The sequence below is a fragment of the Pseudomonas sp. FP1762 genome (assembly GCF_030687105.1).
Taxonomy (GTDB): Bacteria; Pseudomonadota; Gammaproteobacteria; order Pseudomonadales; family Pseudomonadaceae; genus Aquipseudomonas; species Aquipseudomonas siliginis.
This window is the reverse complement of the sequence record NZ_CP117458.1, coordinates 3503273-3528344: the sequence shown is the minus strand read 5'-3', so window position 1 is coordinate 3528344 and position 25072 is coordinate 3503273. Positions and strand designations below refer to the sequence as shown.

The window sequence follows — 25072 nt, the reverse complement described above, 5'->3', positions numbered from 1 at the left end:
AGTATACTGCCCAACTCCACCGAGTGAGCAATATAGTGCACAAAGATTCGACTCAGCGAGCCTCCGTCCTGCAACACGTCAGCCAGAACGTTCGACGCCTGCGCCATGCGGCGGATATGAGCCAGACCGCGTTGGCGGAAAAGTCCGGGGTCAGCCGACGGATGCTGGTGGCGATCGAGGCAGGCGAAAAGAATGTCAGCCTGACCACGCTTGATCGCGTCGCCGAAGCGCTCGACGTTGCGTTCAGTGATCTGATCCAAGCGCACGATGCGCGCGACCCGAGCCGGATCAATGAGGTTGCCTGGGCGGGCACGATTCCCGGCAGCAGAGCCGTGCTACTGTCCAAAGCCACCGCGAGCCGCGAAGTCGAGCAATGGGAGTGGTGCCTGCAACCGGGCGAGGTTTATCCGTCGCAACCGGACGCCGATGGCTGGAGCGAGCAGATCTACGTATTTGAGGGTTGCCTGACGCTGATGCTCGGCGATCAGCCGCAGTACATCAACAAAGGAGAGTTTTTCATGTTCGCCAGCAATCAACCGCATGCCTACCGCAACGATGGCGATGTGGCTGCGCGGTTCGTGCGTAATGTGGTGATCTGAATGGAGCAGACTGCGGACATCCTGATCATCGGCGGCGGCCTCAGCGGCACGATGCTGGCAGTGCAATTGCTCCGGTTGCCGGGGCAACTAAAGATTCTCATCATCGAGCCTCGCGCTGAACTGGGACGTGGTGAGGCTTACAGTGCAGTCGAGTTGGGACATACGCTGAACGGCAACGCGGCGCGGATGAGCGTCGATCCGGATAATCCTGATGATCTGACGCAGTGGCTGACCGCGCATATTGCCGGCGGCGGCTGGCCGGAATCTGCCGAGCAGGACGTGCCGGTCAGTGAGCTGTTTCCGCCGCGCGGCCTGTTCGGGGTCTATGTGCAACAGCGTCTGGCTGAGGCCCGGGCGGTGGGCGCGCTGCAAGGTTCGACCGTAGAACACATCTGTGCTGAAGCCGTCGACTTGCAAAGCGGGACCGGCTCAATGCAGCTCACCTTGAGCGATGGCCGGATTTTGCGTGGATCGCAGGCGGTGCTGGCCACCGGCATGTTTCCCGCCGCCCGCACGCCGCAGACGCACTCCAGTGGCCTTAATGCCGCCGCGCTTGATCCCTGGGATGTGGCGGCCATGCGCGAACTCGACCCGCAGTCCACCGTGCTGATCATCGGCTCCGGTCTGACCATGGTCGATGCCGTGGTGTCGCTGGAGCAGGCCGGCCATCGCGGGCCGATCGAGGTGTTCTCCCGGCATGGCCTGCTGCCGCACGTGCGCCGTCAACCGCCGGCCTGGGTGGATTTTCTGGCAGCAGATCACAGCATCCGCACGCCACGCCAGTTGGTGCGCGAATTGCGCCGACATTGTCGCGACGCAATCGCCCAAGGCGTCGACTGGCAGGCGCCGCTGGATACGGTTCGCGCGCATATCGCGCGGTTGTGGAGTCAGGCGACTGACGTGCAGCGTCGACAATTCGTACGGCATGTACGGCCATGGTGGGAGAGTCACCACCATCGTTCGCCGCCACTGAGTGCCGAGTTGATCGAACGGCTGCACAAGGAAGGACGCTTGCGCATTCACGCCGCGTCATTCAAGGGGATTGAGCCCGGCGCGAGCGATGCTGTGGCCATTCGCATCCGTGCTCGGGGTGAGACTGAAACAGGCGTGGTCAGCGGTGCAGCGCTGATCAACTCCAGCGGTATTGAATACGACTGGCGGCGAGTCGCACGACCGTTGCCGCAGCAGTTGCTGGCGCGGGGGCTGGTGCGGCCGGGGCCGTTGGCGCTGGGGATCTCGGCAAAGGATGGCGCAGTGGTGGATGCCGAAGGGCGGGTGAGTAGTCAGCTGTTTGCCATGGGCCCGCCGTTGCGCGGGATGTGGTGGGAGAGTACGGCGGTGACGGACGTCGCTGCGCAGGCTAAAGCGTTGGCTCGGCGGTTGGTGGATAGCCTGAGAGACTGATGTGTTTTTCTTGGGCCTCTTCGCGAGCAGGCTCGCTCCCACAATGGGATTCAGGTTGTGACTACAATTTGCGGCACACCATAAGTCCTGTGGGAGCGAGCTTGCTCGCGAAAGCGTCATCTGATTCAACGTCTCTGTTGAATGAAAGACCGCTATCGCTGGCAAGCCAGCTCCCACATTGGGCTTTTGTGACGGCTTGAGATTATGCGACGACCCGGTAGCAAGGCACATACGCCGCGCCACCCGGAAGTTTCATCCGGTGCTGGGCGACGAAGGCTTTGAGCAGTGCATCAAGCGGCTGCATGATCGCCGCATCGCCACGGATCTGATACGGCCCGTGCTCTTCGATCAGACGAATGCCCTTGTCCTTGACGTTACCGGCGACGATCCCGGAAAACGCCCGACGCAGATTGGCCGCCAGTTCATGCGGTGGCTGGTCGCGGTGCAGTTTCAGGTTGGCCATGTTTTCGTGGGTCGGATCGAACGGACGCTGGAAGCCCTCATCGATCTTCAACAGCCAGTTGAAATGAAACGCATCGTTACGCTCGCGGCGGAACTGCTTCACCGCTTTCAAGCCTTGAGTCATCTGCCGCGCTACTTCGGCCGGATCATCGATGATGATCTCGTAATGCTGTTTGGCTTCTTCGCCGAGGGTCGCGATGACAAACGCATCCAGCTGTTCCAGATACGGCGCGGCATGCTTCGGCCCGGTGAGGATCACCGGGAACGGCAGACCTTCATTGTCCGGGTGCATCAGGATGCCGAGCAGGTACAGGAACTCTTCGGCCGTACCGGCGCCGCCCGGGAAAATGATGATGCCGTGGCCAACACGGACGAAGGCTTCCAGACGTTTTTCGATGTCCGGCAGGATCACCAGCTCATTGACGATCGGGTTCGGCGCTTCGGCGGCGATGATGCCTGGCTCGGTCAGGCCGAGGTAGCGACCGCCGTGAATGCGTTGTTTGGCATGGGCAATGGTCGCGCCCTTCATCGGACCTTTCATCACGCCAGGGCCGCAACCGGTACAGATGTCGAGGCTGCGCAGGCCCAGTTCGTGGCCGACTTTCTTGGTGTATTTGTATTCTTCGGTATTGATCGAGTGGCCGCCCCAGCACACCACGATTTTCGGCTCGACGCCCGGGCGCAGGGTGCGCGCGTTGCGCAGGAGATGGAACACGTAGTCGCTGATGCCTTGGGAATTGCTCAGGTCGATGCGCTGGCTGTCGAGTTCGTTCTCGGTGTAGACGATGTCGCGCAGGGCGCTGAAGAGCATTTCGCGGGTGCTGGCGATCATCTCGCCGTCGACGAACGCGTCGGCCGGAGCGTTCAGCAGCTCCAGGCGTACGCCGCGATCCTGTTGGTGAATACGGATTTCGAAGTCCTTGTAGGCTTCGAGGATGGTCTTGGCATTGTCGACATGCGCGCCGGTGTTGAGGATGGCCAGGGCGCACTGGCGGAAGAGGGTATAAGTGCTGCCGGATCCGGCTTCGCTCAGTTGCTGGACTTCACGTTGAGAAAGGGTTTCCAGACTGCCTTTCGGGCTGACCGAGGCATTGATTACGTGTCTTTGGGTCATGCAGTGATCCTTAAAACGATGTCATCCACAACGCAGCGGATGGCATCCGAATAGTGTGTATCCATGAATGAAGATGGCACGATCTGCGCTATACCGCCATGTCCCGTTGGACTTTGAAAAGATGAAAAGGAGCCCCAGCATAGCTAAAACCCGGTGCGATGCGATAATGCGCCGGCGAGTTTTTTCCGTTGCGCGTTTTGTCACTCAAGGAAGTCATTTTCGATGTTCGAGATTCAGCCGATGGACCCCGCTACCTTTCGTCAGCAGACCCGCCGCAGCACGATCATCATCGCCGTGCTGTTTCTGCTGCTGGCCATGCTGTTTTCGTCTGTCGCGGTGGCGGTATTTGGCGAGCCCGATGGGGATAATCTGCGATTCAACGTGGGCGGGGTATTTGTGGCGTTTCTGCTGACGGCGGCGCTGTTGCGCGGACGTTTCTGGCATCAGACCTGGATGGCCCCGGCGGTGTACAGCTGGCGCCTCAAGCGCAATCTGATGAGCATCACCAATATGATGCATCAGGTAACAGCGGCGGCGCAGAACAACGATCCGACGGCGATGAAGGTGATGCGTTTCTACCACTTGGGACTGCTGCAGATGCATGAGCTGGACGGCAACTCCAGCGATCATGGACAACTGCGTGGCGAAGTCGCACAGCACAAGGCGCGGATGCAGGCGCTGGGCCTTGATCCTGACCAGCCACGCTTCGATCCGCAGTGGCTGGAAACGTTGAAACCGGCCTCGCGTTAAAACGGAATGCGCCGGGCGCGGCGCAGTTTCCACGAACGCAGCAGTCGTGCGTACACCAACAGGTTGACCGCCAGCACCACGCTGCCAAGTGCCAGTTGAATCTGCGGCGTCAGACCGGCCGGGTAGATGATCGGCCAGATGTAATGCTCAATGAAGCCGCCGGCGTATTCGGTCTGCCCGGCCGCGTGGCGCATGAGGTTTTCCCAGTAGGTCAACGGACAGGTCAGGTGCAACACCTCGACCGCTACGCCCCAGGCAGCCGCCGGCAGGTGCAGCCACATCAACCGTGGCCAGCGCAGCACCAGCAGCCCGCCGAACAGTACGAACAAGATGAAACACAAGTGAAACAGCACCAGCCCGTCGGCGGCGATTCGGTACAGCATGGCGTCTTCCTGACGTAAGGGGAGATGGCGCTATGGTACGCCGCGCGGGACAAAATGCGTTGGTGAATCTGGGCGCGCAAAAGTGTTCTACCCTTTAACGATCATCAACTGTTCTGAGGTGAGGTGCACATGGCAACTGAGCAAACGCGCGCGGAAGATGATGAGCCAACGGAAGAAGAAATCGAGCAGCAGAAGAGGCAGGAAAAAACCTGGAAGCATGATGACAGCCGCGAGCTGTCGGACCGCGATCAGGAGCGTCCTCTGAAACCTTGAACAGCGCATACGAAGAGCCCCGCATCAGCGGGGCTCTTCGCGTTTCAGAAGTCTTCCAGCTGCGTGAAATCCGGGTAGGTCGCTCGATACCCCAACGTTCGATCGATCCACGCATTGAGCTCATTGACCATCACCGGCGGATGGCCGGGATAACCCTCGAGGGTGCTGCGCAGGGTGCGTTCGATATCGGGCACGCTGTGCAGGTTTCGGGTCTTGATGTAATGGCCGATAAAACAGTCGAGTTCCAGGCGTTCTGTCTTGGACAGATGGACACACTTCAGGCCGCTGACCTGTTTGATTGCAAAATCGTCGCTCACTTATTTCTCTGCAAGGCTTGAAAGTTGTTGATGGATTCCTGATTTCTTTGACTCTTTGGTCAACTGGTATACCAATCGGAAAGGCGGCGCGCATGCTATCCGCAGCGCGGGGAAATGTATGCATGACTGTCGAAATGTCTGACAGGCGGTTGATTCGCTCAAACGGCTGTTTTACGGAGGTTGTATCGCGGTTGAAACACTTTTTGTAACGCGCGGGATTCAGTGACGGGCTCGCTTGATTAACGCAGCAGTGAAGTAATTATTTAGTCGACTCGTTCTATCAATTGCGCACCTTGATTACGCGTATTACCGACCGCTTTGCCGACCTTGTACCATTCGAAGGCATCACTGAGCTCGCCTTCAAACAGCAGCATCTGCTCGGCGCGCTCCACTGGCGTAGCCGGATCAAGCCATTCCCGAGCCCGCGTCGAATCGAAGACCACCGGGCGGCGATCGTGAATATCGAGGAGGCCGCCCAGGCTGTCAGCGGTGATGATGACGAACCCGTCGTCCTCCCTCGGCGCAACCCCCGGTGCCGGAAACTGGCCGATACCAGCACAGAAAACCGGAGCCTGATCCGCCCGACGAATCAACCAGGGCTGGCGGGATTTTTCCCCGGTATCAACCCATTCAAACCAGTTGTCGACCGGCACAATCAGCCGCTGCCGCCAGATCGCCCGGAAGAACGCGCCGTGGGCGACTTTTTCCACCCGTGCGTTGATGGGCGCGGCACGATCCTTGGCCCAATGCGGCCGCCAGCCCCAGCGCAGATTGTCGGCATGAATAGCCTGTTCGTGCTGATGCAGAACCGCCAGCGCAGTGGTGGGCGCTGCGTTGTAGCGATTGAGCTGCGCATCGCCAACGTGATTGATCAACGCATCGGGGATGCTGAGCACCGCGACGAAATCGTGAATCCCACGGTACTGCGTGAGTCTTCCGCACATGGCTGAAATCTCCTTGAGGAAATTTGAGTCTAGTCGGACATGCCGACGTGCCTGGCCGATGACGCACTGGAACCAGCACCGGAACCAAACCCTGTGTACCTTATCCAACCTGCGCTCGCGGATAGCCGCGCAGGGATGGACAAAGGCGAGGGAGGTTTGCCATTCGACAACACCACGGCCGCGGCCTCGGGGCAAGACATGACATCCGGATGCAAACTTCTTTGTGTTGCGCTCATCGCGCTCGGTCTGGCCGGTTGCATCGCCGCGCCGATTGAAATGACCACGCAAACCGAAACGCGCCTGAAGGCACAGGCCCCCGTACGTTTTCTGCTGACGTTTGACGATGGCCCCAGCGCTTCAGGATGGTGGAATCCCACGGCGACGGTGCTCGACAGCCTCAAAAGCAATCCGCTGCAGGCAGACATCAAAGCCGTGTTTTTCGTGCAGACCCGAGCACCCAGGGCAGGCGACAGCGAGATCGGTCGCAGCCTGATGCGTCGTGAGCACGCCGAGGGACATATCCTCGCGTTTCACACAGCGACTCACTGGCACACCAACCACCGCTCGCTTGATCCACAAGAACTGGAGCAGTCGCTGACCGATGGCAGTGCTGACATTGCCGCTATCACCGGGGCGCCGCCCAAGCTGTTGCGCCCACCGTTCTGGAACTACGACAAGCGCACATTTGCGGCCTATCAAAAACACGGCTTGCACGTCTTGCTCACGGACCTGAGTGCCAACGACGGCAAGATCTGGGGCTTCAACGCCAGCCCTCGGCGTCGGGCGAACATGCTGCGGCAGTTATCGGAAGTGCGCGAGCGCATCGCGGTGGGTCAATTGCCGACCGTGGATGGCGTGATTCCGGTCGTGGTGACGTTCCATGATCTCAATCGCTACACCGCGCGCCACACTCGCGAATATCTGCAGATTCTGCTCGATACCGCCGCGGCGAGCGGGGTCAGACTCGCCGACAAGCCGTTCTACGACGATCAGGCCGCACTGGAAAAAGCCGCGTTGGTGCGTACGGTTCAACAAAGCGCTGAGCCGGTGAATCTGCCCGGTATGTGGAACTGGATCTGGGATCACGACGCGCATTGAATGGCGTGAGTGAGTTGTGATCGGCTTGGCATTCCCGAGCGGGCAATTAACAGACCGTACGTCTATGCTCGATGGATCGATTCTCCGCCTGCGAGGCGCCCGTCCATGCTTGCCATTGCCGATATTTGCCGGATCGTCGAGTCAGGCTTCCCCACGTTCAAGTGTGATTGCACACCGACCGGACAAGGTCTGTTGCGGATCAAGGTGTATGAGCCGGGCAGTGGGCGTGTCGAGTTGTTGCTTGACGGCGTTTCTCCCGAACATCTGGTGACGATTCGCGATATTTCCAATTTCATCGGTGAGTTGCGCACGGAAATCAGCGCCGGTCGCCGGGCGTTCGCCGGCTGATTGTCATAAACGGCGTTGAAAGGCCTGCACGATGCGCCGTGTCGCGTCGTTGGTTTCAAGATTGTGCAGGGCATCGAGCGGATACCAGATGCAATCGACGATTTCATTCTGCGGGCGCACGTCGTCGATGTTGACCACCGACGCCTCATAAACGTGATGTCGCGTACTGCCCGCCTGCAGATCCATCAGATACAGGACGTCCTCGGCATTCAGCCCGGTTTCTTCTTCCAGCTCGCGAACGGCAGCCGCCGCGCGGGTTTCCCCGGGCTCGATCTTGCCTCCGGGCAGCGACCAGTGATGGCGGGGTTTGCGCACCAGGAGGATATGCCGATCCTGTTCGCAAATGACGGTAGCGCGTACTTTCATGAATGCCCTGCTGATGCTTGTCATAAAAATGTAATTAAACTGCAATATTCGAGCCGCAAGCAGATTTAAAGGTTCCCCGTTGATTGGGAGCTACTTGCCCAGCAAAAAGTGCCAGTGGATTGACGAATGCAGGGTGAGTTCGGGTTTACAACGAAGCAGGTACCGGGTGTAAGGTGGGCCTGTACACCGAAAACACCGTTGGCAAAAGGGAGGTGCTTATGAGCATTCCAATGCTGAACAAGCTGCACATGAATGGTTACGATGTGCTCAGTGTGAACAACGGCCCGTGGCGGGTATGCACTCAGGGCGACCGGTTGGCGTCATTCACCAGCAGGGAGGAAGCGATGGCCTATGCGGCGGCGCTTCCTGGTTACAAGCAACGCCCCAAACGGGTGCAAAGCCAGAACGTCAGTTGATGCGTTATAACGAAAGAGCCCCGGTTTCGACCGGGGCTTCTTATTTGTGGCTTTGGAACGCTTGTCAGTGCACCTTGATTCGGCTGATGGTCCGGGCTTTCACCTCCTTGGCATAGATCTGCAATCTCTCTTCGTCGCTTTGCAGGATTTCGCAGGAGCGCAGCACGGTCTGGGCGTCTGCTTCGTTACCTGATTTGCGCAATTGTTCGGCAATGCGTTTGAGGTCGACCGCCGACCATCTCAGGTCTGACGCCACGCTTTGCAAATCCCGTTGAAGTTCGTGTTCGTATTCATTGAGCCGCATGATCACCTCCTGAACGTTCTCGGAAGAAAAGAGTAGTCGCATTTCCCCGGATGCGGCCAAGTCATCTGACGCCCGGCTGAACCGATGTGAAAAATTGTCCAAACGCCGGTAACGGCGGGTTGCCACGATGGATGTGCAAGCGGTTAAACGGTACATTCAGCTTTTTTCCGCACAGGTAAACAACATGCGCGTATGGATCGGCAGTCTGGCACTTGCTCTGTTGACGGGGTGCTCGTTACCGGCGTCGCTGGTGCCGGGCGAGCCAAACCTCAGCAAGGCCAGTGACAAGCCACCCAAGGAATATGCTGCGTGTTTGTTACCGTTGTGGCAGAAGGATGTTGCCAGGACCTCGCAGACGTCGATTTCCAACGGCTACCGGATTACCGCGCCGAGCATTATCACGGCGGATGAGATTCTCGATATCGTCAAATACAAGGACGGTAGCAAGGTGTCCCTCTACCAGGGGCCGCCGTGGGCCAAGTCCGGATCGCTGCGCCAATCGGTGCGTGATTGCCTGTAACCGGGCGCCCGGATCTCAAAAAAGGCAGACACCGAAGTTCGATGTCTGCCTTTTTTCATCGGATGGAGACTCCAGCCAAACGCTCGCAATGAGCTGTGACAGTTGCCCGCGAGGCGCTGCCGAATCCTTGACTAGGCTTTGAATGTCGGCCCGTGACGGGTTCGGCATGACTGAAAGGAGCCTCGGATCATGGATGATCTGGTCAAGGACATCATTCCGCTGTTGCAGTATCTAATCCCAGGTTTTCTATCGACCTGGATCTTCTATTCACTTACGGCATTCAAGCGACCGGATACGTTCGGCCAGATCGTGCAGGCGCTGATATTCACATTTGTGATTCAGGGCGCGGTGTTGGCGGTGGGCAACCTCTGTTTGTGGATTGGCTCGAAGGGTTTTTCATTAGGAAACTGGGATGATCGGGCGCAAACGCTCTGGGCATTTATGTTTTCGCTGATGCTGGGATTGTTTGCCTGTTACCTGGCAACGAGTGACAAATTGCACGGCTGGTTACGTAAGCGAAACGTCACGAAACAATCTTCTTTCCCCAGTGAATGGTTCTGCGCCTTTGCCCAACATGAGCGCTTTATAACCCTGCATTTAAGCGACGAAAGGCGCGTATTTGGCTGGCCGGTCGAGTGGCCACGGGAATCATCAAATGGTCAGTTTGTCATGAAATATCCGCGTTGGCTCACGGATGATGGCCAACCTGCATCTATTGGCGCGGAGTTTTTGTTGATAGATTCCGCGAAAGTCAAATGGGTCGAGTTCAGCCCAGTATCAGAGGGATCAACATGCCAACTGCCAGAGCACCACAACCCATGCCAAAGCATTTAGAGCGACTCTTTGTCGGGCCGGACGGAAAAATGCTCGACGTGCCCTTGATCAAGGGACCCAGTGCGCCGCCGCCTCTGAAACCACGGTCTAGACGATAAACTTCTTCAGCCCCAACCCTGCACCACCGCCCGGCGAATCGCCTCCAGCAACATCGCGAACGCCGGGTTGTCATTGTTCTCCCGCCAGATCAGATGCAGTTCGCTTTGCACCCCTTCGCCCAGATCGATCTCGCGAAACACCACATTCCTGAACACCACGCTGGTAGCGCAACGCGGTACCAGCGCCAGACCCATGCCAGCGTTGACCAGCGCCAGAATCGTCAGCGACGAGCCCAGCCACTGCACGTAATCCGGCGCCACCCGCGCTGAGCGTAGCGTGCCGGTCAACAGTTCGTTGAACGGCGGATAGGCTTCATGGGAGTACATCAGGAACGGTTGTTTATCCAGATCGGCGACAGACACTTCAGTCGCGTTTGCCAACTTGTGCCCGCTGGGCACTGCCAGCACAAATGGTTCGCGCACCAGGCATTCGGTGGAATAGCCCGGTTCCTGCAATGGCGCCCGTGCGATGCCCAGGTCGATACGGCGAGCTCGCAACGCCTCGTGCTGTTGATAGGTGTTCATCTCTGCCAGATCGATTTTCACCTGGGGCTGTTTAAGTCGCGCTTCGGCGATCACCTTGGGCAAAAACTCATACACCGCGCTGCCGACAAACGCGATGTTTACCGAACCAATATCGCCCTCGGCAAACCGGCGTGCGGTGATCGCTGCTTGCTGGGCGCGCTCCAGCAGATTCTGCGCTTCAACGAAAAATGCCCGGCCTGCCGCCGTCAGCGCAACGCTGCGTGTGCTGCGGGTGAACAGCTCGACGCCAAGGTGATGCTCCAGCAACTGGATCTGCCGACTCAGCGGCGGCTGCGTCATGTTCAGACGCTCGGCGGCGCGGCGGAAGTTGAGTTCGGTGGCGACCGTGGTAAAGCAGCGCAGTTGGGTGAGTTCGAACATTGATCTAATCCAGGTATCAATCGAATGCCTGTTTAGATTAGACGGGATCAATGCCGGGCGTCCATGATCGGCTCATCGCTTCAAGTCATCCCTAAAAAAACAAGATCGGGAGTCGCCCCTTGAAAACCCTCCAGAGTCCGCCGGACATCACGGTGCTCGCCCGCGCCGCCGCCAAGGTCAAACGCCACGTACTGCCGCTGTTCGTGGTGATGTTCATCGTCAACTACATCGACCGGGTCAATATCGGTTTCGTGCGCAGTCATCTGGAGACCGATCTGGGCATTGGCGCAGCGGCTTATGGACTTGGCGCCGGACTGTTTTTCATCGGTTATGCGCTGTTCGAAGTGCCGTCGAACATGCTGTTGCAGCGCTACGGCGCGCGTGTCTGGCTGACGCGGATCATGTTTACCTGGGGCGCTGCGGCCATGGCCATGGCGTTTGTTCAGGGCGAAACCAGTTTCTACGTGCTGCGCTTTATTCTCGGTGCGGCCGAGGCCGGGTTTTTCCCGGGGATCATTTATTACTTCACCCAATGGCTGCCAGCGTCCGAGCGCGGCAAAACCATGGCGGTGTTTCTCAGCGGCTCAGCGATTGCCTCGGTGATTTCCGGCCCGGTGTCCGGTGCGCTGTTGCATATCAGCGGATTGGGCATGCACGGTTGGCAGTGGATGTTTCTGATCGAAGGCGCGGCTTCGGTGGTGTTGTGCGCATTCGTCTGGTTCTGGCTGCAATCGCACCCGCGCCAAGCCAAGTGGCTGAGCGAGGAAGAGCGAGACGCACTGGTCGCGGCGATTGCCGAGGAGCAGCGCGCTCGTGAAGCGGTACAAGTCGCCAAGCCGTCGATGTTCAAGCTGTTGGCTGACCGACAGATCGCGCTGTTCTGCTTCATCTATTTTTCCATTGCCCTGACCATTTACGGCGCGACGTTCTGGTTGCCGAGCATGATCAAGAAGATGGGCAACCTCGGTGATTTCCAGGTCGGGCTGCTCAATTCGATTCCGTGGATTATTTCGATTGTCGCCATGTACGGCTTCGCGGCGCTGGCCGGCAAGTGGAAATTCCAGCAGGCCTGGGTCGCGCTGACCCTGGTGATCGCCGCCATCGGTATGTTCATGTCGACCACCGGCGGGCCGGTGTTTGCCTTTGTCGCGATCTGCTTCGCCGCCATCGGTTTCAAAGCGGCGTCGGCGCTGTTCTGGCCGATTCCGCAGAGCTATCTGGATGCGCGCATTGCTGCGGCGGTGATCGCGCTGATCAACTCCATCGGCAACCTTGGCGGCTTCGTCGCGCCGACCGCGTTCGGCATCCTTGAACAAACCACCGGCTCCATCGAGGGCGGCCTGTATGGCCTGGCGGCGACATCGCTGATCGCTGCCGTGGTGATCTTCTTCGCCCGCACGGCGCCTGGCGCCAAAGGTAAAACCCCGGCAAAGCCAAGTGACGAAGCCGCCGTTGTGGCGCCGGCTCGTCCGGCTGCGAGCCACTGAATCGATTGTTGATCTGTCAGGAGCGTTATCTTGAAAATCACCCGTGTCAGCGTCACCCCGATTGCCTTTCGCGATCCGCCACTGCTCAACGCCAGCGGCATCCACGAACCCTTTGCTCTGCGTTCGATCATCGAGATTGAAAGTGACAACGGCTACATCGGCCTCGGCGAAAGCTACGGGGATGCTCCGGCGCTGGCGATCCAGCAACAATTGCAGAGCCAGTTGATCGGCCTCGATCCGTTCAACCTCAATCAATTGCGCGCGATCGTGCAGGCCACCGTGGCGGCGAATAAACCCGTCAGCGTCGCTGGTGCCGAACTGGCCCCCGGTTCCCATGCCAGCAAAGCGGTGAGCAATGCCTACTCGGCATTCGAAGTAGCGTTTCTCGATTTGCAGGCGCACTACCTGAACGTGCCGCTGGTGGACCTGCTCGGCGGCGCGATCCGCGATGAAGTGCCGTTCAGCGCCTACCTGTTTTTCAAATACGCCGAACACATCGACTCCCCCTACAAGCCAGATAACTGGGGCGAAGCGCTGAGCGAGCAACAGATCGTCGCGCAGGCAGCGCGGATGATCGAAGCGTACGGATTCAAGAGCATCAAGCTCAAGGCCGGCACCTTGCCGCCGGAGCATGAAGTGGCTTGCATCAAGGCACTGAAGAAAGCCTTTCCGGGATTCCCGCTGCGCATCGATCCGAACGGCAACTGGTCGCTGGAGACGGCGATTCGCATGGCCGAACTGCTCGGCGATGATCTGCAGTATTACGAAGACCCGACCCCGGGCCTTGATGGCATGGCCGAACTGCACAAGCGCACCGGTCTGCCCTTGGCGACCAATATGGTCGTCACCGATTTCGACGAGTTCCGCCGCAGCGTTGCGCAGAACAGCGTGCAAATCGTCCTCGCCGACCACCATTACTGGGGTGGCCTGCGGGATACGCAGACGCTGGCAAAAATGTGCGACGTGTTCGGCCTTGGCGTGTCGATGCATTCCAACTCGCACCTGGGCATCAGCCTGATGGCCATGGCGCACGTCGCGGCGGCGGTGCCGAATCTGGATTACGCCTGCGACACCCATTACCCGTGGCAGGAGCCGGACGAGGAAGTGATCAAGGGCGGCAAGCTGCCGATTGTCGATGGCTGTGTGAAGATCAGCCGTGCGCCGGGGTTGGGGCTGGAACTGGACCATGAGCAACTGGCCAAGCTGCATGACCAGTACCTGACGTGCGGGATTCGCCAGCGCGATGATGTGCGGCAGATGCAGCGGTACAAGGCGGATTGGCGGGCGGTCAAGCCGAGGTTTTAAGTTCGTTGCGACTGGCTTCTTCGCGAGCAGGCTCGCTCCCACACTTGACATACGTTTCCCTGTGGGAGCGAGCCTGCTCGCGAATGGCCGCGACTCGATCCTTCAGAGGGTATCAATCAGCCAATCCCTGAACGCCTTCAACGAAGGCAAATTCTCATTACGCGGCGGATACACCAGGTAATAGCTGCGTCGGCTGGTAATCGGCTCGCCCAGTTGCAGCAATTCGCCCTTGAGCAATTCGTCTTCGACCAGAATTCGCGGCACCAGGCCAACACCGATATTGGCGCGTACCGCCTGGATCAAGTGCGAGGTCATTTCAAAGCTCGGTCCGATCCGCATGCTGCGATGCGCAAGTTGGTGATGGCTGAACCATTCCGCCCACGCCTGGGCATTGCTGCTGACGTTGAGCAATAACTGCCCGGCAATGTGCTGCTCAGCTTCATCGCGTTCAGCTGCCGACAACTGCGCGCTGGCAATGGCCACCAGCTCCTCGGTGTGCAGGGGCAGGGCGGTCAGGCCTGGCCATTCTCCGCCGCCGACGCAGATGGCGGCGTCGATTTCGCTGGTGTCGAAGTCGATGGTTTCGATCCGCGAGTGCAGGTGCACGGTCATGCCCGGGTGCGCCGTGTAGAAATCCTTAAGCCGTGGAAGCAGCCATTTCGAGCCGAAGGTCGGCAGCGTCGCCAGGCGCAGGCTGTGGATGCCCGAACCAAACGCCATTGCCTGCAAGGTTGCGCTGCGAATCTGCCCGAGGGCTTCGCTGAGTTCGCGCTGATACATGCGACCGACATCGGTCAGCACCACCTGCCGGCCTTCGCGGCTGAACAAGCGCATGCCGAGCATCTTCTCGAGAATCTGTACCTGACGGCTGACCGCGCTCTGCGTCAGTGACAGTTCATGGGCGGCGCGGGTGTAGCTCTCGTGACGAGCGGCGGCCTCGAAAGCCAGCAGCAGCGACATGGACGGCGTGAGGGTACGCGGATTCATTCGTAAAACTCATCGATAGCGGGTCGAAATTACGCTTGTTCCATGGCTGGCCAGCAATGAACATGGGCGCAATCAGATGGCGGAGCCTGACGCAATCATTCCTTGCGCACAACTGTTCACCGCCACACAGCCCGATTTGACCGAGATGACCTGACCGATGATTGCCCAGCTGTCGCCCGCCAAAGCCTTGACCGGCGATTACCAACAATTCCTCTCGGCCCTGAAAGACAGCGGCTTTCGCGGTGAAATCAGCGCTGATTACGCCAGCCGCGTGGTACTCGCGACCGACAACTCGATCTATCAACGCCTGCCGCAAGCGGCGGTGTTTCCGCTGGATGCGGACGATGTGGCGCGGGTGGCGCGGCTGATTGGCCAACCGGCGTACGAGAAAGTGGTGATCACCCCGCGTGGCGGTGGCACCGGCACCAACGGTCAATCGCTGACGGACGGTATCGTCGTCGACCTGTCGCGGCACATGAATCGCATTCTGGAAATCAACGTTGAACAGCGCTGGGTGCGGGTGCAGGCCGGGGTGGTCAAGGATCAGCTCAACGCCGCGTTGAAATCCGCCGGGCTGTTCTTCGCCCCGGAACTGTCGACCTCGAACCGCGCCACGGTCGGCGGCATGATCAACACCGACGCCAGTGGCCAGGGCAGTTGCACCTACGGCAAAACCCGCGACCATGTGCTGGAACTGGAGATGATCCTGCGCGGCGGCGAGCGTTTGCACGGTTTGCCGCTGACGGAGGACGAGCTTGAAACGCAGTGCGCCCGCGACGATCGGGTCGGCGAAGTCTATCGTTGTGCGCGGCAGATCATTGATGAACAGGGCGAGCTGATCAAGGCACGCTTTCCGGATCTCAACCGCTGCTTGACCGGTTATGACCTGGCGCACCTGCGTGAGGCCGACCAGCGCTTCAACCTCAACAGCGTGCTGTGTGGCGCGGAGGGCTCGCTGGGCTTCGTCGTCGAAGCGCGGCTCAACGTGCTGCCGATTCCCAAGCACACGATGCTGGTGAATATCCGCTACGCCGGGTTCATGGATGCCCTGCGCGATGCGCGGGCGTTGATGGCGCTCAAGCCGTTGTCGATTGAAACCGTCGATTCCAAGGTCTTGCTGCTGGCGATGCAGGACATCGTCTGGCACGGCGTTGCCGAATATTTTCCCGAAAACCCTGAGCGACCGACTCTGGGCATCAATCTGGTCGAGTTCTGTGGTGACGACCCGCAAGACTTGCAGCGCCGCGTCGAAGCGTTCCTCGAACATCTGCAAAGCGACCGCACGGTGGAGCGCCTCGGGCATACGCTGGCGGTCGGTCAGGCAGCGGTGAACAAGGTTTACGGCATGCGCAAACGGGCGGTGGGCCTGCTCGGCAACGTCGCCGGCGAAGCCCGCCCGCAGCCGTTCGTTGAAGACACCGCAGTGCCGCCGCAGCATTTGGCCGAATACATCGCCGAGCTGCGCGAGCTGCTCGACAGCCACGGTTTGCAGTACGGTATGTTCGGCCATGTCGACGCCGGCGTACTGCACGTGCGGCCGATTCTCGACATGAAAGACCCGCAGCAAGCGGCGCTGGTACGCCCGGTGTCCGATGGCGTCGCCGCGTTGACCCAGCGCTACGGCGGCCTGCTCTGGGGCGAGCATGGAAAGGGCCTGCGTTCGGAGTACGCGCCGGCATTCTTCGGCGAGTTGTACCCGGCACTGCAAGCCTTGAAAGCCGCGTTCGACCCGTTCAACCAGTTCAATCCGGGCAAAATCGCCACGCCGGCCAACAGCGGATCGGCACTGCTGAAGATCGACGAAGTGACTCTGCGCGGCGAGCTGGATCGGCAGATTGACGAGAAAGTCTGGCAAAGCTACGGCGCGGCCATGCACTGCAATGGCAACGGCGCCTGCTACAACTTCGATCCTGATGACGCCATGTGCCCGTCGTGGAAAGCCACCCGCGAACGCGCGCAGTCGCCCAAGGGCCGCGCTTCGCTGATTCGCGAATGGCTGCGGTTGCAGGGCGAGGCGGGCGTCGACGTGCTTTCGGATGCGATCCGCAAACCGGCGTTTTTCCCCACGCTGTGGCAGCGCTGGCGCAACAGCCGCGATCCGTCGGCGGACTTCTCCCATGAAGTGTATGACGCCATGGCCGGTTGTCTGGCCTGTAAATCCTGCGCGGGGCAGTGCCCGGTCAAGGTCAACGTGCCGGAATTCCGCTCGCGCTTTCTTGAGCTGTACCACAGCCGTTATCTGCGGCCGGCACGGGACTATCTGATTGCCTCGCTGGAATACACCATTCCCTATATGGCGCGGATTCCGGCGCTGTACAACGGTGTGATGGGCGCCGGCTGGGTGCGTGGCGCACTGGCGCGGATCGGTGGCATGGTCGATGTGCCGTTGCTCAGCCGTTTCGATTTCCACGCAGCGATGCGCCGTTGGCAGGTGCAGCCAGCAACGGTTGCAACGCTGTCGGCGCTGACCCCAGAGCAACGCGAACGCAGCGTGGTTATCGTGCAGGACGCCTTCACCCGCTACTTCGAAGCGCCGCTGCTGGCTGATCTGGTCGAGCTGATTTCGCGGTTGGGTTATCAGGTGTATCTGGCGCCGTTCAGCGCCAATGGCAAACCGCTGCATGTGCAGGGCTTTCTCTCGGCGTTCAATCGCGCGGCTTTGCGTAATGCTGAGCAGTTGCAGGCGCTGGCGCAGACCGGGGTGCTTTTGCTGGGGCTGGATCCGGCGATGACTCTGGTCTATCGCCAGGAATACCTGAAAGTACCGGGCCTGAATGAATGTCCTGAAGTGGCGCTGGTGCAGGAATGGTTGCTCAAGGTCATGCCAGAACGGACGCCTGATGCTCAGCCGAAAGCGTTCCGTCTGCTCGCCCATTGCACGGAGAAAACCAACGCGCCGGCCGCGACCCGCCAGTGGGAACAGGTCTTCGAACGTGCCGGACTGAAGCTGGCCACACAAGCCATCGGTTGCTGCGGCATGTCCGGTACTTACGGCCACGAAGCACGTAATCGCCAGACCTCGGCAGTCATTTATGAGCAATCGTGGGCGCGTCAGGTGCAGGCTTCGGCGGAGCAGGGCGAGGCGTTGGCGACCGGCTATTCCTGCCGCAGCCAGGTCAAGCGCCAGTCGGATCAGGCGCTGCGCCATCCGTTGCAGGTGCTGCTCCAGACGCTGCGTCGCTGACCGTGTCGCTGGTGTCCTTGTCCCAAATCAGGCGCGGGTCGAAACTCATCGCCGCGAGCATGGTGAAGACCACGACCAGGCCGAAGAACAGGATGCCCGGTCGTGGCTCGATATCGCCCAGCGCCTGGAATTTCACCAGCGCTGCGACCAGCGCGACCACCAGCACATCGAGCATCGACCAGTAACCGATCAGCTCGACGAAGCGATACAGCTTGGAACGCTCCTTGCGCGCCCAGTCGCTGTTGCGCTGCACGGTGACGAGCAGCAAGGTCAGGGCGACGAATTTGACCCCCGGCACCGCGATGCTGGCGATGAAAATGATCAGCGCAATATCCCACGCCCCGGCTTCCCAGAACTCCAGCACGCCGCTCATGATCGTGCTGTCGGCACCGTTGCCAAGCATCACCGTATTCATCACCGGCAGCAGATTGGCGGGAACATAAAACGCCAGCGCGGCGAGCATGTACGCCCAAGTGCGCGCCAGCGAATTGGTCTTGCGCCGGTGCAACGGCGCATCACAGCGCGGGCACTGGTGTGGCTCGTCGGTCATGTCACAGGCCAGGCCACAGCTGTGGCACAGGCACAGGTTGAGTTCGCTGGCGGTCGGTGGACGCTTCATAAAATGTCCCACAGTTCGCGAATGTCCCGGCCGGCAATGCGGATCATCATCAGGCTCAGCACCGCCAGGGCGAACAGGCCGATCCCGGGCAGTACATCGAGCAGTCCGGCGAGTTTGAACACCGCGACCATCGCCCCCAGCAGACACACTTCGAGCATGCTCCACGGGCGCAGGGTTTCCAGCCAGCGCATGCACAGGTTGAATCCCGGTGCCCGACGCAGGCCGAGGGCAAAACTCAACACCCAGACCAGCAACACCAACTGAAATGCCGGGGCGATGATGATCGCAATCGCCGTGACCATTGCAATGAACGTAATCGGCCCCTGACTCAGAGCAAGCACCGAATCCCAAAGGGTTGCGCTGTTTTTCATGCCTTTGAGGCTGATGCTCATCACCGGGTAGAAATTGGCGAACAGCCACAGCATCGCCGCCGTGAACGTCAGCGCCAGACGCTGCTCGATGGTCAGGCCGTTGAAGCGCTGCAGCACGCCACCGCAGCGCACGCACAGGGTTTTCTGGTGTTGGGCGAGCACGACTTTCTCGTACACACAATCACAGTGCTCGCAAATGATCAGGTGTTCGGTGTTGACCATGGACAACGCTCGAGGAGGGCCGCGACGGCAGGGCAGACCTGTTCACTATAGAAGGCCGGGGCCGATGGGCAACCTTGATCCTGACTTGTTTGGGTTTTGCTTTTTTGATGTTATAAGGTAACGCTAATTTGCGGGCGGCGTTGCGGCCGTCCGGTGTTATTCCTCTCGATTGCGAAAGATCCATGACCCCTGTGCTTCCCCGTTCTGCCCCATTGACGACTGGCCGGCTGCTGTCCATTGATGCGCTCAGAGGCCTGGTGATCCTGTTCATGCTGCTCGATCACGTGCGCGAAACCTTCCTGCTGCACCGCCAGGTCTCCGATCCGATGGACATCGCCAGCACCGAGCCGGCGCTGTTTTTCAGCCGCACGCTGGCGCATCTGTGTGCGCCAGTGTTCGTCTTGCTGACCGGTTTGTCGGCATGGCTCTACGGCGAAAAATACGCCGGCAAAGCCGATGTCAGCGCGTTTCTGTTCAAGCGCGGATTGTTCCTGGTAGCGCTGGAATTCACCTTGGTCAACTTCGCCTGGACCTTCCAGTTGCCGCCCAGCGTGATCTACCTGCAAGTGATCTGGGCGATCGGCCTGAGCATGATCGCGCTGGCGCTGCTGGTCTGGTTGCCACGTGCGCTGCTGCTGACGCTGAGCCTGGCGATCATCGCCGGGCACAACTTGCTTGATACGCTGCATTTCCCGGTCGAGTCGGCGCTGCATGCGCCTTGGGCGATTCTGCATGATCGAGGCTGGATCGAGATCAGCGACACCCTGCGCCTGCGCACCTCGTACCCGCTGCTGCCGTGGATTGGTGTAATCGGCCTGGGCTATGCGCTGGGGCCGTGGTTTGCTCGGGGCATGGACGCGGCGGTGCGTCAGCGTCGTTTGCTGATTGCCGGGGTCGCTGGATTGCTGGGATTTATGGTGCTGCGCTTGATTAACGGCTACGGCGAAAAACCGTGGGCGATCAACGATTCGCTGGTGCAGACGCAGATGAGCTTTTTCAATATCACCAAATATCCGCCGTCGCTGCTGTTCATCGCGCTGACTGTGAGCGTGGGGCTGTTGCTGTTGCTCGCCTTTGAGCGCGTGCAGAGTCGCCGCTGGATTGGCTGGCTGACGGTGTTCGGCTCGGCACCGATGTTTTTCTATCTGCTGCACTTGTATGTGTTGAAGGTGTTGTACCTGATCGGCGTGGCGCTGTTCGGCCTGAATCAGGGCAGCTATTTCGGCTTTTCGACGGTGACGGCGGTGTGGCTGGCGGCAGTGATTCTTGCCGTGGTGCTGTTCCCGGCAGTGCGCTGGTTCTCTGTATTGAAAGCGCGGCGGCGGGACATCAGCTGGTTGAAATATCTGTAAATTGCGTGGACGTGTGGGAGTGAGCTTGCTCACGAAAGCGGTGAATCAGCCGGTATAAATGCTGGCTGATGCACCGCCATCGCTGGCAAGCCAGCTCCCACAGGGTTCTATGGGGTTTGCTGTATCAGTTTCCACCGCAGTATTTGTGGGAGCTGGCTTGCCAGCGATGGCGCCGGTGGATTCGGCATCTTCATCGCTTGATGCACCGCTTTCGCGAGCAGGCTCGCTCCCACAGGTTTTACAGCATCCGGCTTATTTACGATCCAGCCACACGGTCTGCGCGTTGCAGAATTCCCGTACGCCAAAGTGCGACAGCTCACGACCGAAGCCGCTTTTTTTCACGCCGCCGAAGGTCACACGCGGATCGCTGGCGGAGTAGCCGTTGATGAACACGCCGCCGGTTTCCAGTTCACTGGTCAGTTGCTCAGCCAGCGCCACGTTCGCGGTGTAGATAGTCGCGGTCAGGCCGAAATCGCTGTCGTTGGCCAAGGCCACGGCGTGTGCGCAATCGCGGGCGGTGATGATCGAAGCGACCGGGCCAAACAGCTCTTGCTTGAACGAAGTCATGCGGTCGGTCACATCGGCTAGTACGGTCGGTTCGTAGAAGTTGCCGGCGCCCTCGGCTTTTCTGCCGCCGAGCAGCAGCTTCGCGCCTTCCTCCAACGTGTCACGCACTTGCTGATCCAGTTCATCACGCAGATCGAAGCGCGCCATCGGCCCGATATAGGTGTCCGCATTCAGCGGATCGCCCACCTTCAACTGGCGTGTCGCTTCAACGAACTTGCGGGTGAACTCTTCGACAACACCTTCCTCGATGATCAGACGTTTGGCAGCCGCGCAAACCTGGCCGGAGTTCTGATAACGACCGACCACCGCCGCGTGCACCGCCTCATCCAGATCAGCATCGTTGAGCACGATGAACGGATCGGAGCCGCCGAGTTCCAGCACGCATTTCTTCAATGCCGCACCGGCCTGAGCACCGATGGCCATGCCGGCGCGGACGCTGCCAGTCAGGGTCACGGCGGCGATGCGCGAATCGGCAATGGCGCTGGAAACGCCTTCCGGGGTGACGTTGATCACTTCAAACACGCCCTCGGGGAAACCGGCGCGGACGAACGCATCGCGCAGCAGGTAAGCGCTGCCCATCACGTTCGGCGCATGCTTGAGCACGTAAGTGTTGCCAGCGATCAACGTCGGCACCGCGCCGCGCAGCACTTGCCAGATCGGGAAATTCCACGGCATCACCGCCAGAATCGGCCCCAGCGGACGATACTCGATACGCGCTTTGCCGCCTTCAACCTGGGTCGCCTCAGCGTCGAGCATGGCCGGGCCGTGTTCCGCGTACCACTCGCAGAGCTTGGCGCATTTCTCGATTTCGCCACGGGCCTGGGCGATCGGCTTGCCCATTTCCTGGGTGATCATGGTTGCCATCGCTTCTGAGGTTTCACGCAGCGCGCCGGCGAGGGCGGTCAAAAGGCGCGAACGATCCTGCAGCGGCTTGCGCTTCCACTTGCCAAAAGCGAAGGCAGCGCGAGTCAGTGCCGCATCAAGGGCAGCGGCGGATTCGAACGCGTATTGCCCGATCTGCTCGCCGGTGGCGGGGTTGATCGAGATGGCGTGGGTCTGGCTGGAAATCTGGCTCATTGACGTTGTCCTGTAGGTTCGTCGGATGGGCCTAGAGTAGGGTGGCGTTAGTTTTCTGGAAACTGAATAATAGAGATCGTTTCTTTCACGATCGGAGAATGACTGTGGATCTGGTGCAACTGGAAATCTTCAAAGCCGTGGCCGAGCACGGCAGCATCAGCGCCGCCGCCACGCAGATTCATCGCGTGCCGTCGAACCTGACCACGCGGATCAAACAGCTGGAGCAGGACCTCGGCGTTGATCTGTTTATCCGCGAGAAAAGCCGTCTACGCCTGTCGCCAGCCGGGTGGAGTTTTCTCGAATACACGCGGCGTATTCTCGATCTGGTGCAGGAAGCCCGCGCTACGGTCGCGGGGGAGGAACCCCAGGGCGCGTTCCCGTTGGGCTCGCTGGAAAGTACCGCAGCGGTACGTATTCCCGAACTGTTGGCGGCGTACAACCAGCAGCACCCGAAGGTCGACCTTGACCTGTCCACCGGGCCATCGGGGACGATGATCGACGGCGTGCTGTCCGGGCGTCTGGCTGCCGCATTTGTCGACGGCCCGGTGCTGCATCCGGCCCTGGAAGGGGTGCCGGCGTTCGAGGAGGAAATGGTCGTCATCGCGCCGCTCAATCATTCACCGGTCGAACGTGCGGCGGACGTTAACGGCGAGAATATCTACGCCTTCCGCTCCAACTGTTCCTACCGGCATCATTTCGAAAAATGGTTCAGCACTGACGCTGCCGTACCCGGCAAGATCTTCGAAATGGAGTCCTACCACGGCATGCTCGCCTGCGTCAGCGCCGGTGCCGGCCTGGCGCTGATGCCGCGCAAAATGCTGCAGAGCATGCCCGGCAGCGCGACGGTCAGCGTCTGGCCGCTGACGGCGGACTTCCGCTATCTGACCACCTGGCTGGTGTGGCGACGGGGCACCGTGTCGCGCAGTCTGAGCATGTTCGTGCGCTTGCTTGAAGAGCGTGGCGTGGTGCGTGAGCAAGCCTGATCGAGCGTGTCTTTATGGCGTGCCGTTGCGCCCGTACAAACGATAACCGTCGCGCTGATTCAGGCGATCGTAATAGGCGCGCACCGCAGCCAGATTCCCGTGATCGAGCGGCGTTTCGAACCAGCGATTCACTGACAGCCCGATCGGAATGTCCGCCAGGGAAAACTGCTCGCCACTGACGTAAGCGCCAGTCTTCTCCAGTTGGCGATCGAGGATTTGCATGTTGCGCGTCCAGTCCCGGCAGCCGGCGGCCAGGGCATTGCGATCCTGATAGTCCGGCGACTTGCGCACCAGCGCCATCAGCGGATACGACCACGAGCGATTCAGCTCCGAGGCCTGCCAGTCGGTCCACTGATCGACCCGCGCCCGGGCAACAGGCTCAGCGGGATACAAATGCGCGCCGCCGTAACGCGTCGCCAGATAACGAATGATCGTGTTTGATTCCCACAAGGTGAAATCGCCGTCCTGGATCACCGGCACCATGGCGCAGGGATTCAGCGCGAGAAACTCCGGCGTGTTTGGCGACTTGAAACCCGAACCCCAGTCTTCGCGCTCGAACGGGATGTCCAGTTCGGCACAGGTCCACAGCACTTTGCGCACGTTGATCGATGAGGCTTTGCCGAGTAGTCGCAGCATGGGATTTCCTTCTCCGGGTAGTGGACGCAGAAAAATACCATAGCGCAAAACACAAGGCCCGCATTGCGCGGGCCTTGGTTCATCAGCATCTGACTACGGCTTTTGCCGGGCGGGATTACCGGTTGAGGAACGCCAGCAGATCCTCATTCAACGCCTGCGCATGGGTTACGGCGAACCCGTGCGGCGCGCCGGCGTAAACCTTCAACTCAGCGCCTTTGATTTGCGCAGCGGCCTGCTTGCCGGTGGTTTCGAACGGCACGATCTGGTCGCCGTCACCATGGATCACAAGGGTCGGCACGTCGATCTTGGCCATGTCCGGGCGGAAGTCGGTTTCCGAGAACGCGGTCACGCAATCGACGGTGCCCTTGAGCGAGGCCATCAGCGCGATGTTCAGGGTTTGCGTGAGCACGCCGTCAGAGACTTTCTGGCCCTGATTGGTGCCGTAGAACGGCGCGTTGAAATCAGCGATGAATTGCGCACGATCCTTCAGCAGGCCGGCCTTGATGCCGTCGAACACCGATTTGTCGACGCCGTCGGCGAAGTCGGCTTTCTTGCCGAACAGCGGCGTGACCGCGCCGAGCAATACCAGGCCGGCAACACGCTCGCTGCCGTGGCGGGCGATGTAGCGGCTGACGTCGCCGCCACCCATGGAGAAGCCGACCAGAGTTACGTCGCGCAAGTCCAGATGGTTGATCAAACCGGCGATGTCATCGGCGAAAGTGTCGTAGTCGTAGCCGGTCCACGGCTGCTCCGAGCGACCGAAACCACGGCGGTCGAAGGCGATGGTGCGGTAGCCGCGACTGCTCAGGTACTCCATCTGGTATTCCCACATGTCGGCATCCAGCGGCCAGCCGTGGCTGAACAGCACGGGCTTGCCGCTGCCCCAGTCCTTGTAATAGATCTCGGTGCCGTCTTGGGTTTTGAAGGTGCTCATGCAAACTCCTTGTGATCGTGTGTGGCAAGAATAGATGCCGAATGGGCAACGGCCACTATCCGCGCAAAACGCGCCCGCCACTTGTACGCAGGTGCTGGTTTCACCCGTATGAAAGCGCGGCAAATCCCGATGAGCGGAACAAACTTAAGTTTGACGTCAAAATGATGGCCCTCTAATATCGCGCCACTATTTTGATGTCACTTTTTATGTCG

27 protein-coding genes are annotated in these 25072 nt (G+C 59.9%); 14 read left to right on the top strand and 13 right to left on the bottom strand.

Features of this window, described 5'->3' with window-relative positions; translation table 11 throughout:
• The first annotated feature begins 35 nt into the window (after positions 1-35).
• Together PSH90_RS15585 and PSH90_RS15580 are read left to right on the top strand one after the other, a co-directional pair.
• Positions 36-599, top strand: a complete 564-nt coding sequence (locus PSH90_RS15585; protein ID WP_056789270.1) for a helix-turn-helix domain-containing protein — start codon at positions 36-38, stop codon at positions 597-599.
• A complete protein-coding gene (locus tag PSH90_RS15580; RefSeq protein ID WP_305380964.1) occupies positions 600-2003 on the top strand; it encodes an FAD/NAD(P)-binding protein in 1404 nt (467 codons plus the stop codon).
• Between the two features lie 202 nt (positions 2004-2205).
• On the opposite strand, the gene ppnN is transcribed toward PSH90_RS15580, so the two are convergent.
• Positions 2206-3579 carry a nucleotide 5'-monophosphate nucleosidase PpnN gene (gene ppnN, locus PSH90_RS15575; RefSeq protein WP_056789275.1) on the bottom strand — a complete coding sequence of 458 codons (1374 nt, stop codon included), beginning with the start codon at positions 3577-3579 and terminating at the stop codon, positions 2206-2208.
• Between the two features lie 222 nt (positions 3580-3801).
• Here ppnN and PSH90_RS15570 point away from each other — a divergent pair, with 222 nt between their 5' ends.
• Positions 3802-4329 (top strand): DUF3087 domain-containing protein, encoded by a 528-nt coding sequence (locus PSH90_RS15570; RefSeq protein ID WP_305380963.1) that lies wholly within the window; start codon positions 3802-3804, stop codon positions 4327-4329.
• On the opposite strand, the gene PSH90_RS15565 is transcribed toward PSH90_RS15570, so the two are convergent.
• On the bottom strand, positions 4326-4712 hold the full coding sequence (locus tag PSH90_RS15565) for a DUF2784 domain-containing protein (protein WP_041480792.1): 387 nt from the start codon (positions 4710-4712) through the stop codon (positions 4326-4328). The genes PSH90_RS15570 and PSH90_RS15565 overlap by 4 nt on opposite strands.
• A gap of 129 nt (positions 4713-4841) precedes the next feature.
• Here PSH90_RS15565 and PSH90_RS15560 point away from each other — a divergent pair, with 129 nt between their 5' ends.
• A complete protein-coding gene (locus tag PSH90_RS15560; RefSeq protein WP_164488351.1) occupies positions 4842-4985 on the top strand; it encodes a hypothetical protein in 144 nt (47 codons plus the stop codon).
• A gap of 44 nt (positions 4986-5029) precedes the next feature.
• On the opposite strand, the gene PSH90_RS15555 is transcribed toward PSH90_RS15560, so the two are convergent.
• Both PSH90_RS15555 and PSH90_RS15550 read right to left on the bottom strand, forming a co-directional pair.
• Positions 5030-5302: a hypothetical protein gene (locus PSH90_RS15555; protein WP_041480791.1), complete on the bottom strand. Its 273-nt coding sequence runs from the start codon at positions 5300-5302 to the stop codon at positions 5030-5032.
• A gap of 263 nt (positions 5303-5565) precedes the next feature.
• A complete protein-coding gene (locus PSH90_RS15550) occupies positions 5566-6246 on the bottom strand; it encodes an SOS response-associated peptidase (RefSeq protein ID WP_150741033.1) in 681 nt (226 codons plus the stop codon).
• Positions 6247-6444: 198 nt separating this feature from the next.
• Here PSH90_RS15550 and PSH90_RS15545 point away from each other — a divergent pair, with 198 nt between their 5' ends.
• Both PSH90_RS15545 and PSH90_RS15540 read left to right on the top strand, forming a co-directional pair.
• Entirely contained in the window at positions 6445-7344 is a 900-nt protein-coding gene (locus PSH90_RS15545) for a polysaccharide deacetylase family protein (RefSeq protein WP_305380961.1), read from the top strand.
• Positions 7345-7449: 105 nt separating this feature from the next.
• Entirely contained in the window at positions 7450-7692 is a 243-nt protein-coding gene (locus PSH90_RS15540) for a DUF1652 domain-containing protein (protein WP_016775073.1), read from the top strand.
• A gap of 3 nt (positions 7693-7695) precedes the next feature.
• Here PSH90_RS15540 and PSH90_RS15535 read toward each other — a convergent pair whose 3' ends face one another.
• Complete coding sequence (locus tag PSH90_RS15535) at positions 7696-8058, bottom strand: NUDIX hydrolase (protein ID WP_150741031.1); 363 nt, start codon at positions 8056-8058, stop codon at positions 7696-7698.
• 218 nt (positions 8059-8276) lie between these two features.
• Between PSH90_RS15535 and PSH90_RS15530 the strand changes: the two genes are divergently transcribed.
• Complete coding sequence (locus PSH90_RS15530; RefSeq protein ID WP_056789288.1) at positions 8277-8474, top strand: hypothetical protein; 198 nt, start codon at positions 8277-8279, stop codon at positions 8472-8474.
• Positions 8475-8538: 64 nt separating this feature from the next.
• Here PSH90_RS15530 and PSH90_RS15525 read toward each other — a convergent pair whose 3' ends face one another.
• On the bottom strand, positions 8539-8778 hold the full coding sequence (locus PSH90_RS15525; RefSeq protein ID WP_041480783.1) for a hypothetical protein: 240 nt from the start codon (positions 8776-8778) through the stop codon (positions 8539-8541).
• A gap of 184 nt (positions 8779-8962) precedes the next feature.
• Here PSH90_RS15525 and PSH90_RS15520 point away from each other — a divergent pair, with 184 nt between their 5' ends.
• Together PSH90_RS15520 and PSH90_RS15515 are read left to right on the top strand one after the other, a co-directional pair.
• Positions 8963-9298: a hypothetical protein gene (locus PSH90_RS15520; RefSeq protein WP_056789890.1), complete on the top strand. Its 336-nt coding sequence runs from the start codon at positions 8963-8965 to the stop codon at positions 9296-9298.
• A 189-nt stretch (positions 9299-9487) separates the two neighbouring features.
• Entirely contained in the window at positions 9488-10132 is a 645-nt protein-coding gene (locus PSH90_RS15515; RefSeq protein WP_252878428.1) for a DUF6338 family protein, read from the top strand.
• A gap of 104 nt (positions 10133-10236) precedes the next feature.
• Here PSH90_RS15515 and PSH90_RS15510 read toward each other — a convergent pair whose 3' ends face one another.
• The gene (locus tag PSH90_RS15510) at positions 10237-11136 is read right to left on the bottom strand and encodes a LysR family transcriptional regulator (protein ID WP_252884376.1); all 900 of its coding nucleotides are present in this window, start codon (positions 11134-11136) and stop codon (positions 10237-10239) included.
• Between the two features lie 119 nt (positions 11137-11255).
• On the opposite strand from PSH90_RS15510, the gene PSH90_RS15505 reads away from it, so the two are divergent.
• Together PSH90_RS15505 and PSH90_RS15500 are read left to right on the top strand one after the other, a co-directional pair.
• Positions 11256-12623, top strand: a complete 1368-nt coding sequence (locus PSH90_RS15505) for an MFS transporter (RefSeq protein WP_305380960.1) — start codon at positions 11256-11258, stop codon at positions 12621-12623.
• 30 nt (positions 12624-12653) lie between these two features.
• Positions 12654-13928, top strand: coding sequence for a glucarate dehydratase family protein (locus PSH90_RS15500; RefSeq protein WP_252882195.1), 1275 nt, complete (start codon positions 12654-12656; stop codon positions 13926-13928).
• Between the two features lie 102 nt (positions 13929-14030).
• Here PSH90_RS15500 and PSH90_RS15495 read toward each other — a convergent pair whose 3' ends face one another.
• Positions 14031-14915: a LysR substrate-binding domain-containing protein gene (locus tag PSH90_RS15495; protein WP_305380958.1), complete on the bottom strand. Its 885-nt coding sequence runs from the start codon at positions 14913-14915 to the stop codon at positions 14031-14033.
• 157 nt (positions 14916-15072) lie between these two features.
• On the opposite strand from PSH90_RS15495, the gene PSH90_RS15490 reads away from it, so the two are divergent.
• Complete coding sequence (locus tag PSH90_RS15490) at positions 15073-18099, top strand: FAD-binding and (Fe-S)-binding domain-containing protein (protein WP_305380956.1); 3027 nt, start codon at positions 15073-15075, stop codon at positions 18097-18099.
• Here the strand turns inward: PSH90_RS15490 and PSH90_RS15485 are convergent.
• The gene (locus PSH90_RS15485; RefSeq protein ID WP_305380954.1) at positions 18032-18718 is read right to left on the bottom strand and encodes a paraquat-inducible protein A; all 687 of its coding nucleotides are present in this window, start codon (positions 18716-18718) and stop codon (positions 18032-18034) included. The genes PSH90_RS15490 and PSH90_RS15485 overlap by 68 nt on opposite strands.
• Entirely contained in the window at positions 18715-19311 is a 597-nt protein-coding gene (locus tag PSH90_RS15480; RefSeq protein WP_305380952.1) for a paraquat-inducible protein A, read from the bottom strand. Before PSH90_RS15480 ends, PSH90_RS15485 begins: the two co-directional genes overlap by 4 nt.
• 182 nt (positions 19312-19493) lie before the next feature.
• Between PSH90_RS15480 and PSH90_RS15475 the strand changes: the two genes are divergently transcribed.
• Positions 19494-20663 (top strand): DUF1624 domain-containing protein, encoded by a 1170-nt coding sequence (locus PSH90_RS15475; RefSeq protein WP_305380950.1) that lies wholly within the window; start codon positions 19494-19496, stop codon positions 20661-20663.
• A gap of 252 nt (positions 20664-20915) precedes the next feature.
• On the opposite strand, the gene PSH90_RS15470 is transcribed toward PSH90_RS15475, so the two are convergent.
• The gene (locus PSH90_RS15470) at positions 20916-22307 is read right to left on the bottom strand and encodes an aldehyde dehydrogenase family protein (protein ID WP_236168674.1); all 1392 of its coding nucleotides are present in this window, start codon (positions 22305-22307) and stop codon (positions 20916-20918) included.
• Positions 22308-22411: 104 nt separating this feature from the next.
• Here PSH90_RS15470 and PSH90_RS15465 point away from each other — a divergent pair, with 104 nt between their 5' ends.
• Entirely contained in the window at positions 22412-23290 is an 879-nt protein-coding gene (locus PSH90_RS15465; RefSeq protein WP_110645669.1) for a LysR family transcriptional regulator, read from the top strand.
• Between the two features lie 12 nt (positions 23291-23302).
• Here the strand turns inward: PSH90_RS15465 and PSH90_RS15460 are convergent, their stop codons facing one another.
• Complete coding sequence (locus PSH90_RS15460) at positions 23303-23926, bottom strand: glutathione S-transferase family protein (protein ID WP_305380948.1); 624 nt, start codon at positions 23924-23926, stop codon at positions 23303-23305.
• Between the two features lie 115 nt (positions 23927-24041).
• Positions 24042-24860: an alpha/beta fold hydrolase gene (locus PSH90_RS15455; protein WP_095180222.1), complete on the bottom strand. Its 819-nt coding sequence runs from the start codon at positions 24858-24860 to the stop codon at positions 24042-24044.
• Positions 24861-25072: the final 212 nt, after the last annotated feature.

Bases quoted from the DNA above. Each gene is read 5' to 3' on its own strand.
- PSH90_RS15580 (WP_305380964.1), top strand. From the start codon at position 600: ATGGAGCAGACTGCGGACATCCTGATCATCGGCGGCGGCCTCAGCGGC.
- ppnN (WP_056789275.1), bottom strand. From the start codon at position 3,579: ATGACCCAAAGACACGTAATCAATGCCTCGGTCAGCCCGAAAGGCAGT.
- PSH90_RS15570 (WP_305380963.1), top strand. From the start codon at position 3,802: ATGTTCGAGATTCAGCCGATGGACCCCGCTACCTTTCGTCAGCAGACC.
- PSH90_RS15565 (WP_041480792.1), bottom strand. From the start codon at position 4,712: ATGCTGTACCGAATCGCCGCCGACGGGCTGGTGCTGTTTCACTTGTGT.
- PSH90_RS15560 (WP_164488351.1), top strand. From the start codon at position 4,842: ATGGCAACTGAGCAAACGCGCGCGGAAGATGATGAGCCAACGGAAGAA.
- PSH90_RS15550 (WP_150741033.1), bottom strand. From the start codon at position 6,246: ATGTGCGGAAGACTCACGCAGTACCGTGGGATTCACGATTTCGTCGCG.
- PSH90_RS15545 (WP_305380961.1), top strand. From the start codon at position 6,445: ATGACATCCGGATGCAAACTTCTTTGTGTTGCGCTCATCGCGCTCGGT.
- PSH90_RS15540 (WP_016775073.1), top strand. From the start codon at position 7,450: ATGCTTGCCATTGCCGATATTTGCCGGATCGTCGAGTCAGGCTTCCCC.
- PSH90_RS15535 (WP_150741031.1), bottom strand. From the start codon at position 8,058: ATGAAAGTACGCGCTACCGTCATTTGCGAACAGGATCGGCATATCCTC.
- PSH90_RS15530 (WP_056789288.1), top strand. From the start codon at position 8,277: ATGAGCATTCCAATGCTGAACAAGCTGCACATGAATGGTTACGATGTG.
- PSH90_RS15525 (WP_041480783.1), bottom strand. From the start codon at position 8,778: ATGCGGCTCAATGAATACGAACACGAACTTCAACGGGATTTGCAAAGC.
- PSH90_RS15520 (WP_056789890.1), top strand. From the start codon at position 8,963: ATGCGCGTATGGATCGGCAGTCTGGCACTTGCTCTGTTGACGGGGTGC.
- PSH90_RS15515 (WP_252878428.1), top strand. From the start codon at position 9,488: ATGGATGATCTGGTCAAGGACATCATTCCGCTGTTGCAGTATCTAATC.
- PSH90_RS15510 (WP_252884376.1), bottom strand. From the start codon at position 11,136: ATGTTCGAACTCACCCAACTGCGCTGCTTTACCACGGTCGCCACCGAA.
- PSH90_RS15495 (WP_305380958.1), bottom strand. From the start codon at position 14,915: ATGAATCCGCGTACCCTCACGCCGTCCATGTCGCTGCTGCTGGCTTTC.
- PSH90_RS15490 (WP_305380956.1), top strand. From the start codon at position 15,073: ATGATTGCCCAGCTGTCGCCCGCCAAAGCCTTGACCGGCGATTACCAA.
- PSH90_RS15485 (WP_305380954.1), bottom strand. From the start codon at position 18,718: ATGAAGCGTCCACCGACCGCCAGCGAACTCAACCTGTGCCTGTGCCAC.
- PSH90_RS15480 (WP_305380952.1), bottom strand. From the start codon at position 19,311: ATGGTCAACACCGAACACCTGATCATTTGCGAGCACTGTGATTGTGTG.
- PSH90_RS15475 (WP_305380950.1), top strand. From the start codon at position 19,494: ATGACCCCTGTGCTTCCCCGTTCTGCCCCATTGACGACTGGCCGGCTG.
- PSH90_RS15470 (WP_236168674.1), bottom strand. From the start codon at position 22,307: ATGAGCCAGATTTCCAGCCAGACCCACGCCATCTCGATCAACCCCGCC.
- PSH90_RS15460 (WP_305380948.1), bottom strand. From the start codon at position 23,926: ATGCTGCGACTACTCGGCAAAGCCTCATCGATCAACGTGCGCAAAGTG.
- PSH90_RS15455 (WP_095180222.1), bottom strand. From the start codon at position 24,860: ATGAGCACCTTCAAAACCCAAGACGGCACCGAGATCTATTACAAGGAC.